Consider the following 16,087-nt stretch of genomic DNA (forward strand, 5'->3'; position numbering starts at 1 on the left):
ATAAAATGTAACAAATAGCAAATTAAGCTGATTTCAGGTTAAAAAGTAGTTGTAAATTTACTACACTGGCTCAACTTCGAGATCTAATTCTAATAACATTGTGATTAAATGGCGATAATTACTAGCTAGATCTATTCAGCTAGTTCTATCGACTGCTATCACACTAGTCGGCAGTTTATTAACCTGGTTTATTATAGTTGGAGTGAGAAAGTTAATGTCTAAGAAAGGACCATTTTGTATCCGAAATGCAGCGGCGGATACATTTGCAATGGTGGTTTTTTGTTTTATTACGGGCATGTTTATTGAAATTTTAGTTTCAGGGATGACATTTGAGCAGTCACTAGCATCAAGGACTCTCTCAATACCAGTTAACATAGCAATTGCTTGGCCTTACGGGGTATTTCGTGACTTTATGTTGCGTCAAGGTGCTCGTATATCGCCGAGAAAATTGATGAAAAATATTGCAGATTTAGTGGCGTATGTGACATTTCAATCACCAGCTTATGCAATGATTTTATTGGTTGTGGGTGCAACACCAGAACAAATCATTACAGCGGTTTCAAGTAATGTTGTTGTTTCATGTGTTATGGGCGTGTTTTACGGCTACTTCTTGGATGCATGTCGTAAAGCATTTAAAGTTCCTGGTTACTACACATCACAAACGTAAGTATAAACTTTTATGTTATAGATAGAGCCAGCATATAATTATGTTGGCTTTTTTGTTTATAACACGAGCAAGGCGCGTAAAAATAAAGCAAACAATTGAGATAATGCAAGAAACTCCTTGACCATGTCGGCTTAAATCATTAAATTAGCGCTCGTTGTCTCGAAAGAGCAATGATTCGGTGAGTTGTCCGAGTGGCTGAAGGAGCACGCCTGGAAAGTGTGTGTACGGCAACGTACCGAGAGTTCGAATCTCTCACTCACCGCCACATTCTAAGCCCTAGCAGAAATGCTGGGGCTTTTTCGTATCTGTAGCTTACACTTTATTCTAATTCATTTTTTCTGCACAATTATCTGTAAATTCCTTTCTTGATCTAAAAAGTCATTTCTAACGTATTCCTTATGTAAATCCAAAATTAGAGGTTCATATGTATCAGTTGACCATTTTTTATGATGGAACTTGTCCATTGTGTGCAAAAGAGATGAATGCGCTTAAGCAACAAGACAAAAACAATGCGATAAAAACCATTGATATTTATAGTGAAGACTTTTCTGAATATCCTAATATTGACCCAAAGGCTGCAAATACGATTTTACATGCATTAAACCAACACGGTGAGCTGATCCTCGGGTTAGATGTCACGTACTTTGCATGGAAACTCGTGGGTAAAGGTTGGCTTTATGCTCCGCTTCGGTGGCCGGGAATTAAAGTACTTGCCGATTGGTGCTATTTACATTTTGCTAAAAATCGCTATCGAGTGTCCTATTGGCTAACGGGGTCTTCTCGTTGCACTAAAACCAGTTGCTCAAAATAGTTTGTGAAGTGCTCTTTCACTAACCAAAAAATTATTGTTTATTTAATTTCTATTTACCTACCAAGCTTCTTCATAACAGCGTAGGATTAGACTAACTTTAGCTAAAATCAGGCTTGCACCTAGGTGCTCTAAGATAAAATCATGAAATTAACTGAAAAACCGTTACTTAATAATGCTTTACTCATTTCTATTTGTACTCCACAGTTTAAAGGTGAGGAAGCAAAAGCCTCTTTAGCTGAACTTGCTCGCTTGGTAACAACGCTAGGCTTTAAAGTAGTGGGAACTCAGTCTCAAAACCAAAGCTCCACACAAAAAATGAGCGTTTTAGGTGCAGGGAAACTGGCTGAAATCGCGCACATTACGGGTAATCAAGGCGAGAATGATGACGCTGATACCGAAGATTTTTTTGATGAAACAGACTTTGACGATATTCCATCAGAAAACCTTCCATTTGGTAGTGCTGATGTAGTGGTTTTTGATTGCGATTTAACGCCGTCACAATTGCGAAATGTTGAAAATCAGCTTGGTGTTCAAGTTTATGATCGTACTGGTATTATCATCGAGATCTTCAGCCGTCATGCTCGTACTCGTACCGCTCGTCTTCAAGTTGAAATGGCTCGCCTAAACTATGTCGCCCCACGATTGAGAGAATCTTCGATTGGTGATAATGAACGCCAAATGGGTAAAGGTGCCGGTGAAACAACGCTAGAGCTTGATCGTCGTAAAGTGCGTGATCAATTGGCTGAGTTACGCCGAGAGCTAGCAAGTGTTCAGGATGAGCTTAAAGGTCGTCGAGCTCAGCGATCAGAACTGTTTTGTGTAGCACTAGTGGGTTATACCAATGCTGGTAAATCCTCAATGATGCGAGCTTTGACAGGCAGTGAAGTGCTTGTTGAAAATAAACTGTTTGCAACGCTGGATACGACGGTACGTGCGTTGTATCCAGAGACACAGCCTCGTATTCTAGTATCAGATACTGTTGGATTTATTAAAAAGCTTCCTCACGATTTAGTGGCGTCTTTTCATTCAACCTTAGCAGAAGCGCACGATGCTTCATTATTACTTTATGTGGTGGATGCGTCAGATCCAACGTTCAGATCTCAACTTGATGTTGTGCATGAAGTGCTTGCTGAAGTGGGCGTTGACGACATTGATAAATTGTTAGTGTTAAATAAATCAGATCAACTGACACCAGAGCAACAACAAGAACTGATGGAAGAGTTTCCAGATGCAATGATGACATCAACTCGTAATCCGCTTGATGTCGCTAAGCTGCATAAATATATTGTTAACGCTTCTGAGCAAGGAATGATCGAAGAAGAATTGATCATTCCTTATACCGCTAAAGGTATTATCGGAGAAATTCGTTCAAGCATGAGTGTGACTAAAGAAGACTATGATTATGAACATATTAAGTTAACGGTACGCTCAAGTGCGATTGATTTAGCAAGATTAAAGAAGTTAATGTCTAAGTAATTTTTAGCCATTATTTAAAATAAAAAACCAAGATAGAAATGTCTTGGTTTTTTGTTAGGTATCATTCCTTTTTTTGAACGAAGTAAATACATTGAGAGTGTGAAGATGTTTGAGGTTAAAAACGTAAATTATACTGGTGACAATAAACAAGTGATTCACGAAGTGCGTGATACTGTGTTTATTCAAGAACAAAGTATAGATCCTGACATTGAGTTTGACGGATTAGATCAATCAGCAGTACATGCAATTGTTTATAGTAACGCTCAGCCAGTTGGTACCGGCCGTATTTTAGACGATGGGCATATTGGTCGTATTGCTATTTTGAAAGCATTTCGAGGTCAGGGGCTAGGATCTAAGATTGTTTTATCATTGATTGATGAAGCAATAAATAAAGGCTATCCACGTGTGTATTTAGGATCTCAAAAACACGCAATAGACTTTTATACTAAATTAGGTTTTGAACCATTTGGTAATGAATTTATGGAAGCGGGCATTCCACATTTATCAATGGAAAAACAGCTTAATAGGTAAGGTTATATACAAAAAAGGCGCAGTGTCATTAAACACCGCGCCTTTCATTAAATTTCTGTGATTATTTAGTAATCGCCGTCGCTTGGTTCAATAAAGAATTCACCATCAACCGTTTCTGTAATTTCTAGGATTTTTACAATTTCGCCATTAATGGTGATATTGGCTAAACGAACAGGATCTTCATCATACGGGTGAAAAGGTGCCATTTGTAGTTCGATACGGTACTCTTCATCATCAGCGCCTTGGAACCAGCCTTCACCAAATTCTAGCTCTATCTCATCACCTTCTTCAGGGCAAGTATGATAAGCCGAAACAAGTAGGGCACCTTCAAAATTAAGGGTCATCGTATCACCCCATTCTACAACGTATTGAGCATCTTCCATTGTTTATTACCTTTAGCGATTGTGGTGCGCATTGTAACGCGCACCCTTGGTAAATCCTACTGCTTATTCACCTGCAACCATTGGGCGGTGTTGGCGCATACTTGCTAATAACATATAAATAGCCGTTGCTAATAAAATGGCAAATAAGTAACTCATCAAACCTTCAGTCGTATTCATTAAAGTATTTGCAAGCACTGGACCGCATACTGAGCCAATGCTGTAGCTAAATAGCATTACTTGTGTTGCTGATACGATATAAGATTCATCTAGTGTATCGCAGCCTAAAGAAATCGCGATAGGATAAATAGCAAACGCAGCCATACCAAGTAGAACCAGCGCCGTAGCAAGAACAGGAGTACTATTGCTCAATGTGGTTAAACCAATCGAGAAAACGCCTAAAATACAAAATAGAGCCATTAGCAGTGTTTTACCTAAGTGCTTAGATAAGTAAGACACAAGAGGCTGAACCGCCATTCCACCAAGAACAATCAATGCCATTAAGCTACCAATTTGCGTGGTGTTAATATTTCGATGTTTCAGTTCTAAAGGCATTAAGCCATATACCGCACCAAGCAATAAACCAGAAACCACACAGCCCATGATTGATGCTTTGTTTAGTTTTAAAATTTGCTTTAGGTTTAACACATTGTGATGCTGTACTTGTGGTTGTGCGCCTTTACCAAATAGTAAACAAGCAATAGCTATCATGATTAAGCCAATAATCATGTAGTAAGGCAGTAAGCCTTCAATACCGATAAAGCCGATACCAAGTTGACCTAATGACGAACCACCATAAAGCGCTCCCATGTATAAACCTAAGCGTTTTGGACGGCTTTCAGCATCGCCAATTAATAGCCAAGACTCAACAACAACAAACACGCCTGCTACCGCAATACCAGCCACAAAACGAGCTGTCATCCATACCCATTCAACAGGCATGGTAGGAAGAATAACAATTGTTGCCGCAAGTAATACTAAAAATAATACAAAAGCATTCTTATGCCCAAGACGAGCAACAAACGGTTCAATAAGACCTGCACCAACAAGAAGGCCGGCATAAAATGCACTGGCTAACCAACTGGCGTATTTCGCCTCAATCCCATACTGGCTTAGCATCAATGGAATAAGGCTCATTAAATAGCCAGATGCGATAGCAAATAAAGAAAGTGCAATCACAGGGATAAGTAGAGCAGGTTGTGATTGAGTTGATGTTGTTGTGTTCACCGCAGTGCCTCAAAAAAAGTAATAGAAGTAAGTAGGTTTTCCGCGACTATGAGGCTAATAAGTACCCAAGTAAAACGAGTAATTTTATTGGTAAGGATAAATTTTTTTTATCAATAAATGGTGTGCGAGAAAATAATGGATTATATAAAAATGTGATAAATGATATGGGTGGAAATAGGGATAATAAACCAGTACTAGCATTGGCTGGCTTTTTAAAATGTCTAATGTATCCGACATGAATGCATTGCTGTTTCATAAGCAAAAAATGATATTTTTATCTTTTTTATTGGTTATCTTTTTGTTTTTATTTGTGTTTTTTCTTTGGTGTCCCGCAGCGGAAAATCGTACATTATGTTGCCACTGTTTTTATTTCAGCCATTGTATTTTATGTTCTTTTTTTGGGTGGGGTAAATACAGATTAAGGATTAACAGCGATGGAACTGATTGGTGAGCTGGCGCAGAAAACAGAAGCACATCGTTTTTGTGATTGTTTATTAAACACAGGAGACTGGTTGTGGATTTCAGCGTTAAGTCGTGGGGGTATTGCGAACACTCTTTTGTGTTGTGCTAAGAAATAAGGATTATTTATACTAATGGATAGCGACTAATTGTCGATACCCATTTTTAATCTATTTTGAGGGTAGTTAGAAACTATTATTGATGACGCTTCTTTTCTAACTGCTGATTCACAAGTAAAGCAATAAGGATTAATCCGCCACCTAAGCTTAAACGCAAAATATCCGCATCGTGATTCCAGATAAGCAAGTTCACTAAAATTCCTGCTGGAATAAGTAAGTTATTCATTACCGCTAACACACCGACATTAACTAACGTAGCGCCTTTATTCCACATAAAGTAACCAAGACCAGAAGCAATCGTGCCTAAGTAAACGAGAATGCCCCATTGTGTCGTTGTTGTAGGTAGTTTTTCACTGTTACCAAAAATAGCGTAGCAAACAGTAGCTACAATTAATGCGCCAATAAAGAAAAATCCAAAAACATTCTTTTGTTCAATAGCTTGATCTTTCATTAAGCGTTTATAGCACACTTGTCCAGTAGCAAAGCATAAATTAGCCCCTTGAACCATGGCAAACCCAAGTAGGAAATTAGAATCAAGACCGTTATAGCGAATGGTGATAGCCCCTAAAGTTGCGATCACAGCACTGATCATAAAGTGAGGATGAAACTTCCCTTCAAAGGCATCATTTAACAAAGTGATATAAATAGGTGTCATAACCGTGAACAGTAAGACTTCAGGTACAGTTAGGTATAAGAATGACTGGTAATAAAAAATGTACATTAAACCAAGTTGAATAGCACCAATTAGCATAAGCTTGATGGCAATAGGTGCGGAGACTTGTTTAGGGCGTAAAAATGGAATAAAAATCAAAGTGGCTAAGCCAATACGCATCAGTACTGAGAACCAAGCATCAACTTGTCCTGCGAGGTAAACCCCAATCAAACTAAAAGAGAAAGCCCAAAGAAGGGTAATTGAGAGTAAATATGACATGAGTAATCCATTAATAAAATCAGTGGTAGCATTCTAAATGAGATTTACTATCAGTAAAGAAAAAGATAAGAAAAACAGAGTGTCATAGATCATGAATTACCTCACTGAGATGTATGTTTTACTACATAGATATCTATCGAGGTGACTGGGAAATCATAGTGAGTTTGGGTCAAGTTTAGCGTTTACAGTGTCCCTGTTGAGTGTTGTGGTCGCGTGCTCATACTTTAACAGGTCGCTAGCTTTCTGGAGGGCATTGCTCTTGGCGGTTAGCTCAGGCTAGACCGCCAAGATAGGGAACATAGCATAGCTAAGAGTAATGCAAATTGGCCTACTTTATTGGCACAATAAAAGTCACTTTTACTGGTTACTTTTGTAAAAGTCCCATGCATTAACAACTTCACCTGTTTTGAGTGTGCAATCACTGTTCTCTAAATTGTAAGAACCTTGTTGCTCAATGCAGTAAACGGCAGCTGGGTTTGCTTTTCCGACTGGTTTTGTCATTTCTTGTTTATGACTGCGGTAGTATTCCCACCCATTAACTATATCGCCATTTCCCAGAGTACAATTACCTGAGTCTAAATCATAAACTCCACGCTCAGCACAAAATTCAGCTGCAGGGTTCGCCATATATACTTTCGCTGATTGTTCTTCTGTTTCTGAAGAGCTACAAGCTGCAAGAGAAAGCAGTAAGCTAAGAGTAATTACTATTTTTTTAAACATAAGAGCTCCGGAATTGAAAAATGAAAAGAATTATTGGCAATTTTGAGTCGTTGTAAATTTATCGTTGAAACTTCTAAATATACGCGTATTCCAATTTTGGTCATCATTCAATTTAAAGTCAATCGCATAATTTGTACCAGCGACAACTTGTGTGTTTACTGCGAGTATTTTTTCAAGTTTGGCTGACGTATTCATCATACCTAAAACGTGTTTAATTACCACTTTAACTTCTGGAGTAATGGTTGATGTTGTCCAGCCTCCTGCTAAATGGTTATCTGGGTTGCAATATGAGTGGATATTTTTGGAAGATATTGCTGGTGTTTGTATTGGTAGTGCTGAGCACCTCGTAATGAATAATGACAGCTAAATTCATGGTGGCTCTATGTGTATATGAGCAGCTTTTAATTAACCTAAGATTCGGTTAACTATTAATAACCATATATTTAATATTTTCCCTTTGTCTTCTTAAAAGTGCTATTATGCGGAGAAGATCACGGAATTTGAAAAAAAACCTCATTAAGCCAAGGTTTTATTTGATGGTTATGTGTCTTTAATGTTGCCGGCATGGAGTGCTAGTTGTTGTAATGTAAATAAAAGTGGTTGTTTATGCTCCTTAAGTCAGACAAAAAATTATTGACCCTTATCTCTGTGTTACCTACAGCTCTTATTAGTTTGTTTACTTTGATTTTAAGTACAATTGTTATTCATGAGAATGAAATAAAGAAAAACTCAGTAATTGAATTGTTGTATCAAGATTCAATTATTAAAGAAAAGGAAAGAGTAAAACAACAAGTCGATTATATTTATAATCAAATTATTGTTGAAGAAAAATTAGCTGAAGAAAAAATAAGAGGGGTTCTTAAAGAAAGAGTAGAGGAATCATTTAATGCATTATCTCTTATTTATAATCAAAATAAATATAAGTCTAACAATGATATTATCAAGCTGATTTCATGTATTCTTCGTAAAACGCGATTTAATAATGGAAGGGGTTACTTCTTTATTTATAATATGGAAGGGAAAAACTTAATGCATCCAATTAAATCAGAGATAGAAGGTAAAAATAATATTCATTATACGGATGCTGATGGAAAATTTTTAATAGAAGATTATATTCAGTCTATTAAAAATAATGGCGGAGGATTCAATAAGTGGCGAGAGGATAATCCAAATCAAGAGAGCGAATATTTAAAAAAAATTAGCTACATTAAATATTTTGAGCCATTAGATATATTTGTTGGGTCTGTTGAATACGTCGATAATATAAAAAAAGATGTTCAAGATAAATTGTTATCGTGGATAAGTGATATAAGATATGGTAATAATGGTTATATTCTTATTTTAGATAAGAGTGGTAATATATTATCGCACTATGATAAAGATAGAATAAATACAAATATCTATGACAATGATGAAATTATAGAAAAAGAGTTTATCGACGAGTTAGATGAAAGGTTAAATAATAAAGATAGTATTTTTTCTAGATATTTAAATTATTTTAATAGTGTAGTTAATAACGATAAGACAAAGTTAAGCTACATTAGAAAATACGATGACTGGGATTGGTATATAAGTGCTGGAGTATATACTAAAGAGCAGAAAGAACTGATATCAAGCAAAGAAAATATATTGATTGAAAAAAATCAGCAAGAATTAATGCAAATATTAATGGTAATGTTAATTTTAGCTTTTAGTTTGGCTCTATTATCACTAACGATTAGTAAATATGTAGGTCGTAGATTTACTAAATTTCAAATGAGAATTAGCAATGATTTTAATGTTCTCGAAAAGACAAAAAATAAAATGCAACATATGGCTTTGCATGATTCTTTAACACAGTTGCCAAATCGATTCATGCTTGAATCAAAAATTGAAGAGGAAATTGTTAAAGTCAAAAAAAACCAAAAAAAATTGGCTTTAATGTTTGTTGATTTAGATAACTTCAAAAAAGTAAATGATCATTATGGACATGATGTTGGCGACATGCTGTTAAAGAAAATAAGTGCGCGATTTACTCATATTATTAAAGATAACAATATGGTGGCACGATTTGGTGGTGATGAGTTTATTTTTTTCTTTTCTAATTTGAATTCAAAAGAAGAGGCAGAAATAGCGGTTAATAAAATTCAAAACATCTTCAACGATGAAATGATTATTTGTGGTAAAGAAATAACAACAGGTTGCAGTATTGGTATTGCTATGTATCCTGATGATGCTGATAATTTCTCTGATTTAATTGGTAAAGCAGATATTGCATTATTTAAATTAAAAGGAGGGCAGAAAGGAAGCTCATTATTTTTTGATAAAACCATTAATGAAGAGGTAAATTATCAATTTACCCTCGAAAATGAACTCAGAAATGCATTAGACAATGATGAGATATCACTGGTATATCAACCGCAAATAGAGGTGAAAACCGGGAAAATATATGGTGTTGAAGTGTTATCTCGTTGGGATAATAAAACATTAGGCGTTGTGTCACCGGTGCAATTTATATCCGTCGCAGAAGAAACAGGCATGATTGATGACATTGGTGATTTTGTTTTAAAAAAATCATGTGAAGATATACAAAAAGTAATGCCTAATGGAGAAAATGCCATTATGCTCTCAGTTAATATATCTCCAAAGCAGTTGATTAAAAAGGATTTTGTTGAAAGAATTATGAATATTGTATGTAAATCTGGGATTGATATATCGAGAATTACATTAGAAATAACTGAAAATATATTAATTAGTGATCTTGATGCAGCGGCTCCAATTTTATTAGCACTAAAAAAACTTGGGTTTGGGATATCATTAGATGACTTTGGAACAGGTTATTCATCGTTAAGTTATCTGAATAATTTGCCGATAACTGAAATTAAAATTGACCGTTCTTTTGTTAATAGTTTATTTACAAATAATCAAAGTGAAACTTTAATTAAGGCTATTATTGCTATTGGTTCTTCGTGTCAAATGACTGTGGTAGCAGAAGGTGCTGAAACCAAAGAGCAGTTAGATAAATTAAAGGAATACAAGTGTGATTTAGTGCAAGGATATTATTTAGATAAACCGCTTTTAATCAAGGAATTACAAGATAAGTATTCGTAGTCTATTTATTATAGATAAAAAAGAGCAGTGAAATAAATCACTGCTCTTTTTATGTACGTCAAGCAGGGAGAGCGGGAGTCTCCTCCTCGATTACCTGTCGTTAATCATGAATTATAAGTTACACACTTTTGTCCAGCTACCATCATTGCCCGGTGTTGCTGCAGTCCACCAATTTGCTTGATAGATAACGCTGTTATGAATCACTTTATCATTAGTATTTGCATGACTTGGATTACCAGCCCAATCTTTTTGTGGAAGATCTGGATAAGTGACTAGACCTGTGGCATCACAACTGGCATCTGGCGTACTGCCATTATTACCACCAGAGTTTAAATCCGCTAGTGGTAGATCTGGTTGCTCAAACTTAAAGGCATAATCAACATTATTGATTGTCACTGTGTAGTTTGCAGGGCCTGAAATCGGTAGATAATAAACCATATCTAATTCATATACCCCGCCAGCAGGTAATGCTTTCCATGCAGGAAGAGTAAAGGCTACTCGGTGCATGGTGCCATCAAAACCACCGATATTGTTTGCACGAGTATGACCAGAGGCGATTACTTGTAAACCACCACCTGATTGATCTTTTGCATTATCAGGTGCAGATACTGGGATATCGAATTGGAACTCTGTTCCTCCTGGAATATCTTGTCCTGTATTATTGGTAAAGTTGATTTTTGGATTAATTGGGTAGTTTTGGTCACCCACTTTAAATCCACCTACGCTTACCGCAATATCAACAGTTTCAGATGGGATTGCTCCAGTCGCGACGGTATTACCATATGGCGTTGCAGATTTAAATTTCTCATAAATTGCTTTAGTCATGGTATTACCCATGTGGTACTCACCATTGCCCGTCTGACAAGCTGCTTCTGTTGCATCAACAGACGTTCGGTTACCATTCGCATCTAGAACATAACAGTTGTAATCACCTGCCAGTTCCCAGAACATGATGCCACCAATTTCTTGGTCAATAACATAGTCAGCTTTGACATTAATAGAATCTTTATCTTCGGTAGATAAGAAGACTTTTTTCTCAGCATTCCATAACCATGGTGCTACAGCGACGCTATCGTAATGATGAGTATAAGTACCGACTAACTGATCGGCAGGATCATTCGCAGGATCTAAACCGTAGATACTTGCGTAAGAACCAAAGATACCTTCTTGAAGGTTTTTAGCATGCCACATAGGGTTAGAACCTGCGCCCATTTCTTGGCCGTATGAGTTCTTATCGTGCCACATGTTATCGATACCTAATGCACCGTAACCACAATTGTTTTTCTCACCTTCGCCTGTTCCTGCATCACATTGAGCTTGATCTGGTAATGGAGCGCGACCCCATAGACCATTCTCACCACCAGTAACACCTTGCCAACCACGAGTATAATAAGGAACACCAATATTGATACGGCCAGCAGGCATTGAACCACGGAAGTAATGATAAGCCCAGTCAGTATTTAGATAACCAATACCACCGTAAGCAGCTGTGCCATATACATTCCATTGAGCTAATTCTGAATCTTTACCTGTATCATACAAGGCCGCATTGTGACCTACGTGATCATTCCATGCACCGTGTAAGTCATAAGACATGATGTTTACATAATCTAAGTATTGAGTAACATCAAAGGTTTCCATACCACGTAGTAAATAACCTGAAGATGGCGCTGCGATAGTTAGCATATAATACTGGCCATCTTGTGCAGAGATAACATCTAGTTTTTCACGAAGTGTTTTCATTAATACTTGATATGATGCCCATAAATATTGACGACGAGGTTCCATGAATGCTTTATCGTCAGGGTTACCAGCACCGGCCATAGAAGTCGGGTATTCGTAATCAATATCTAAACCATCAAACTTGTATTTACGCATCATTTCAACAGCAGATGCGGCAAACTTTTCAATACCTGCGTGATTGATGCTACCATCGGCATTGGTTGTCATAGTATAGAAACCACCATCAGCAACACGATTACCATCTGCGCCAAAGTGACCGCCAGTTTCAGCCCAACCGCCAATAGAGATTAAGGTTTTAACTCCATGTTTTTCTTTTGCAGTAGCGAGAGCCCCAAAATGACCTTTAAAGCCGAGTGTTGGATCAATCTCAACACCAGTCCATTCTTTGCCTGTTGCCGCGTTATTTGGATCGGTAACATCACCCACATTAACTTTGCCATCAGAGCCAATACTTACAAATGCATAGTTGATGTGGGTTAGTTGCCCCCAAGGAATGTCTTTTACGAGATAGCTATTTTGTTCATCGCCACCATCTCTCCAACTGGTAAAATAACCAATAACACGGCGAGGGTGATCTGCTCCCATTAACTCACGACCTTCTTTATCATAAGTTGTACAGTAGGGGACAGTAACACCTTCAGTTTGATATAAACCATCAGGACGACAGTTATCAGCAACAGGAAGTGAGCTAGTGACAGTCAATGTCAATGCGGTTGAATTAGTTGAAGCTCCTAAGTTATCTGTTGCCTTTGCATAAACAGAGAGAGAACCTGCGGCCGTTGTTTCATATTGTAAAGTATAAGGTGCGGTAGCGGTTGTTCCGACAAGAGCGTTGTTAATATAGAAATCAACGTTGTCTATATTGCCATCAGAGTCTGTCGCGTTAGCGGTTAATGTAACAACATCACCTGTTGTTATTTTATCTGTTGAGCTAGGAGACGTTAAATCAACGGTTGGAGCGACATTAGCGGCTTCATCAGAACAAACGCCTAAATCTTGCCATGCGCCCCATTCGCCAGCAGTCACAGGGTCGTTATTTTGGGTCCAATACTTTGCTTTATAGGCATTACTGCCTTGTTTTACTTCTTCTCCACCGTTATAAACTTTGCCAGCATCCCATGTTTCAAGAGGAGTACAATCTACCGCTGCTTGAGAATTAAATGCCATTAAACAAGAAAGGGTAAGTGTAGAGAGGGTAAATTTATAATTATGTTTTCTTTTTAACTTTGAATGTTCCATTTCATATCCTTAAAGGTAATTCAAAACATCAATCTACTTTTTAATTGATGTAAAATTAGATTAGGATAGAAATAAGAATATGCGAGATTGGGTTTATAAATTAAAGAGTCACTCGCAATAAATGTAATTCTAGTAAGATCGATTACATTTATTTTTGTAGCAATGTTGTAAATATAGAATAGATAACAGTAAAGTGACAGCTTAATAAGGTTAGGTGACAATGAGTTATTTGATTATAAAGCTTTAGATAGCAAAACGCCGCTAATAAAAGCGGCGTTTTAACATAGGTGGAAGCCCCAGCCACATCCCGGCACACACGTCACTCGCTGCGGCTGCTTCCTTCCGGATCTGACCGAGTTCACGAGTTAGTGTTGCGAGAGGACCAGGGCCTCCATAGATTCTGTTGTTCCTTAGAACGAGAGATATTATTGTACATGCGTATTAATAATGCAAGAAGAAATCATAAAAAAGAAGTTAAGTGATTAATAAGTAAACTAGAATGATTGAAAGTGTGGTGTTATCAGTCAAATGAGTATCTTAAAGTTGATATAGATATACCAAATACCACAACAACGACTCACGGCTATCATCAAAAATAAGCTAATGGAAAGCGTATCTTTCTTGTGTCACATAAATGACGTCAATAATAAAGTAATGAAAATCAATGTATTCATAATAACTATTAGAGCATGATCACTAATATTTATTATTTATTTGATAGAATAAATAATAAAAGTTGGCTGAATTGAATAGTAGTATGATTTACAAACAGATTAAATATTTCCTGATCACTATCTTCCTGATAGGGATCACGCCTGTCTTTTATTTTTTAGGAGCATATCAATCAGAATTGGACTCTATTCAATTTCAAAGGCAGAATGCGGCTAAGCATCAGATTAACTATAGTCAAAAAGAGGTTTACTCTATAGCTTCACAGTTGGGCACGTCATTAAAATTATTATCAGACAATCGAGTATTACTGCAATTTATTCAAAAACCATCACTGAAAAATAGAGAATTACTCGAATCTCTGTGGGCGCTTACCGTAACTAATTATTCTTACATTTCTCAAGTGCGTTTTATTGGGGTGGATGGCAAAGAAATCTCTCGTATTAATGAAGATAATAATAAGGCCACAGTAACCCCAAGTAACGAACTTCAAGATAAATCTAATCGAGACTATTTTATTTATGCACAAACACTTAAAGCGAATACGCTAGGTTTTTTTGGTATCGATCTAGAAATTGAACATGGAAAGATAGTGATTCCTCCAAAACCGTCATTACGCATATTTACACCGATTGAAATAGATAATGAGCGTAAAGGTTATCTCTTTTTTAATTTAGATATATATGAAATTGTAGCTAGAGTAGAAGCCTCATTAGAGGCTGGCTACCAATTAGAATTTATTAATGAAGAAGGGTATTACCTTGCCTCTCAAGATAAATACAAAACGCTAGGACACCTGATTTCTGAGCGAGATAGCTATAATGTTCTCATTGAGACACCTGAGTTATGGCGGAAAATGAAAACTCAAAATGTGGGAGAGTTTTATGATAATCAATTCTTTTATTCATTTTCAAAAATAAAGCTAGACGGTGATGTTGGCAGTAGTTCGCTATACTTAATATTAACCAGTGATAATAGTTTAGAAATAACAAACTTAGATCATAAGCTGACGTTTATTATTTATGAATCCATTATGGCAATGATTTTCATTATTACTATTTCTATCGTCATTGCTCGATATATTGCTAAACATAGAACGACGAGTCTTGAAAGTCAGTTAGCATTAGCCGCATTGAATGGTATGTCAGCGATAGTTATTACCGATAAAAATAATCGCATTATTAAAGTAAATGAAGAGTTTACGCGCTTAAGTGGGTGGAGAGAGGAAGACGTTATCGGAAGAACGCCTTCTATGTTCCAATCAGGGAAGCATAATAAAGATTTTTACTCAGTAATGTGGCAAACGATTCAGTCTGAAGGGTTATGGGAAGGTGAGATTATCAATAAGCGAAAAGATGGTAATCTATTAACAAAGATATTACGTATTCAAGCAATTTGTAATCATGATAGTAAAAAAGAATATTTCATCGCCTCATTTTTTGATATTACAGAGAGAAAAGAGCTAGAAAATCGTCTGCGAGAGTTGAGTGAAAAAGATTCGTTAACCCAGTGTTGGAATCGACGTAGGTTTGAATGTGAACTTTCAAATATTATAGCGAATGATTCATTTCCTAAAGAAATAGAGTCGTCATGTTTAGCGATTATCGATATTGATTATTTTAAGAGAATTAATGATAAATATGGTCATGATATTGGTGATAAAGTGATTACTGAGGTTGGTAGGATTTTAGGAGAAGAAAGTCGTCACAATGATTTTGTCGCGCGTATTGGTGGGGAAGAGTTTGCGATCATCTTACCTAACACTCAATTACAAGAAGCTGAAATTATATTAAATAGATTGAGAATCGCTGTTAACTTATATATTGATATTAAAGTGACGATTAGTGGTGGTATAACCGATATCTGCAACAGCAGAGAAGCCAGTTATAAACGTGCCGATCTTGCGTTATACGAATCAAAAACGGCAGGGCGAGATCAAATCTCTTGTTTTAGTTCAGATGAAATGGCACAAATAGCCTAACCATGTTTAATTGTCTATAGATATCGTTAGTTTTACATCTTGAG

Annotated in this window: 14 protein-coding genes, 1 tRNA gene and 1 other RNA gene; 9 read left to right on the forward strand and 7 right to left on the reverse strand. The window is 36.6% G+C overall.

Annotation, left to right across the window (positions count from 1 at the left end):
* The first annotated feature begins 214 nt into the window (after positions 1-214).
* From PVK62_RS02955 to PVK62_RS02975, 5 genes are all read left to right on the forward strand, one after another.
* Positions 215-667, forward strand: a complete 453-nt coding sequence (locus tag PVK62_RS02955) for an L-alanine exporter AlaE (protein ID WP_274443346.1) — start codon at positions 215-217, stop codon at positions 665-667.
* 177 nt (positions 668-844) lie between these two features.
* Positions 845-932 (forward strand) — tRNA-Ser (locus tag PVK62_RS02960).
* A gap of 159 nt (positions 933-1,091) precedes the next feature.
* The gene (locus PVK62_RS02965; protein WP_274443344.1) at positions 1,092-1,478 is read left to right on the forward strand and encodes a thiol-disulfide oxidoreductase DCC family protein; all 387 of its coding nucleotides are present in this window, start codon (positions 1,092-1,094) and stop codon (positions 1,476-1,478) included.
* A gap of 141 nt (positions 1,479-1,619) precedes the next feature.
* Positions 1,620-2,954: a GTPase HflX gene (gene hflX / locus PVK62_RS02970; protein ID WP_274443343.1), complete on the forward strand. Its 1,335-nt coding sequence runs from the start codon at positions 1,620-1,622 to the stop codon at positions 2,952-2,954.
* A 105-nt stretch (positions 2,955-3,059) separates the two neighbouring features.
* Positions 3,060-3,485, forward strand: a complete 426-nt coding sequence (locus PVK62_RS02975; RefSeq protein ID WP_274443342.1) for a GNAT family N-acetyltransferase — start codon at positions 3,060-3,062, stop codon at positions 3,483-3,485.
* A 65-nt stretch (positions 3,486-3,550) separates the two neighbouring features.
* Here PVK62_RS02975 and PVK62_RS02980 read toward each other — a convergent pair whose 3' ends face one another.
* Both PVK62_RS02980 and PVK62_RS02985 read right to left on the reverse strand, forming a co-directional pair.
* Positions 3,551-3,868: a hypothetical protein gene (locus PVK62_RS02980; RefSeq protein ID WP_274443341.1), complete on the reverse strand. Its 318-nt coding sequence runs from the start codon at positions 3,866-3,868 to the stop codon at positions 3,551-3,553.
* Positions 3,869-3,931: 63 nt separating this feature from the next.
* Positions 3,932-5,092: an MFS transporter gene (locus PVK62_RS02985; protein WP_274443339.1), complete on the reverse strand. Its 1,161-nt coding sequence runs from the start codon at positions 5,090-5,092 to the stop codon at positions 3,932-3,934.
* Positions 5,093-5,526: 434 nt separating this feature from the next.
* Here PVK62_RS02985 and PVK62_RS02990 point away from each other — a divergent pair, with 434 nt between their 5' ends.
* On the forward strand, positions 5,527-5,670 hold the full coding sequence (locus PVK62_RS02990) for a hypothetical protein (RefSeq protein ID WP_274443338.1): 144 nt from the start codon (positions 5,527-5,529) through the stop codon (positions 5,668-5,670).
* Between the two features lie 76 nt (positions 5,671-5,746).
* Here the strand turns inward: PVK62_RS02990 and PVK62_RS02995 are convergent, their stop codons facing one another.
* The 3 genes from PVK62_RS02995 to PVK62_RS03005 form a co-directional block, all read right to left on the reverse strand.
* Positions 5,747-6,601: a DMT family transporter gene (locus PVK62_RS02995; protein ID WP_274443337.1), complete on the reverse strand. Its 855-nt coding sequence runs from the start codon at positions 6,599-6,601 to the stop codon at positions 5,747-5,749.
* A 357-nt stretch (positions 6,602-6,958) separates the two neighbouring features.
* Positions 6,959-7,321, reverse strand: a complete 363-nt coding sequence (locus tag PVK62_RS03000; protein ID WP_274443336.1) for a DUF333 domain-containing protein — start codon at positions 7,319-7,321, stop codon at positions 6,959-6,961.
* A gap of 30 nt (positions 7,322-7,351) precedes the next feature.
* Positions 7,352-7,543, reverse strand: coding sequence for a cystatin domain-containing protein (locus PVK62_RS03005; protein ID WP_274443335.1), 192 nt, complete (start codon positions 7,541-7,543; stop codon positions 7,352-7,354).
* Positions 7,544-7,559: 16 nt separating this feature from the next.
* Here PVK62_RS03005 and PVK62_RS03010 point away from each other — a divergent pair, with 16 nt between their 5' ends.
* Positions 7,560-7,688 (forward strand): hypothetical protein, encoded by a 129-nt coding sequence (locus PVK62_RS03010; protein ID WP_274443334.1) that lies wholly within the window; start codon positions 7,560-7,562, stop codon positions 7,686-7,688.
* Between the two features lie 239 nt (positions 7,689-7,927).
* Positions 7,928-10,411 carry a bifunctional diguanylate cyclase/phosphodiesterase gene (locus PVK62_RS03015; RefSeq protein ID WP_274443333.1) on the forward strand — a complete coding sequence of 828 codons (2,484 nt, stop codon included), beginning with the start codon at positions 7,928-7,930 and terminating at the stop codon, positions 10,409-10,411.
* A gap of 111 nt (positions 10,412-10,522) precedes the next feature.
* Here PVK62_RS03015 and PVK62_RS03020 read toward each other — a convergent pair whose 3' ends face one another.
* Both PVK62_RS03020 and ffs read right to left on the reverse strand, forming a co-directional pair.
* Positions 10,523-13,393, reverse strand: a complete 2,871-nt coding sequence (locus PVK62_RS03020) for a chitinase C-terminal domain-containing protein (protein WP_274443332.1) — start codon at positions 13,391-13,393, stop codon at positions 10,523-10,525.
* Positions 13,394-13,684: 291 nt separating this feature from the next.
* Positions 13,685-13,781: signal recognition particle sRNA small type (gene ffs / locus PVK62_RS03025), an RNA gene on the reverse strand.
* A 369-nt stretch (positions 13,782-14,150) separates the two neighbouring features.
* On the opposite strand from ffs, the gene PVK62_RS03030 reads away from it, so the two are divergent.
* Complete coding sequence (locus PVK62_RS03030; protein ID WP_274449333.1) at positions 14,151-16,043, forward strand: sensor domain-containing diguanylate cyclase; 1,893 nt, start codon at positions 14,151-14,153, stop codon at positions 16,041-16,043.
* Positions 16,044-16,087: the final 44 nt, after the last annotated feature.

Origin of the sequence: Aliivibrio sp. S3MY1, from assembly GCF_028765575.1 — a bacterium.
In the GTDB taxonomy this organism is placed as follows: domain Bacteria; phylum Pseudomonadota; class Gammaproteobacteria; order Enterobacterales; family Vibrionaceae; genus Aliivibrio.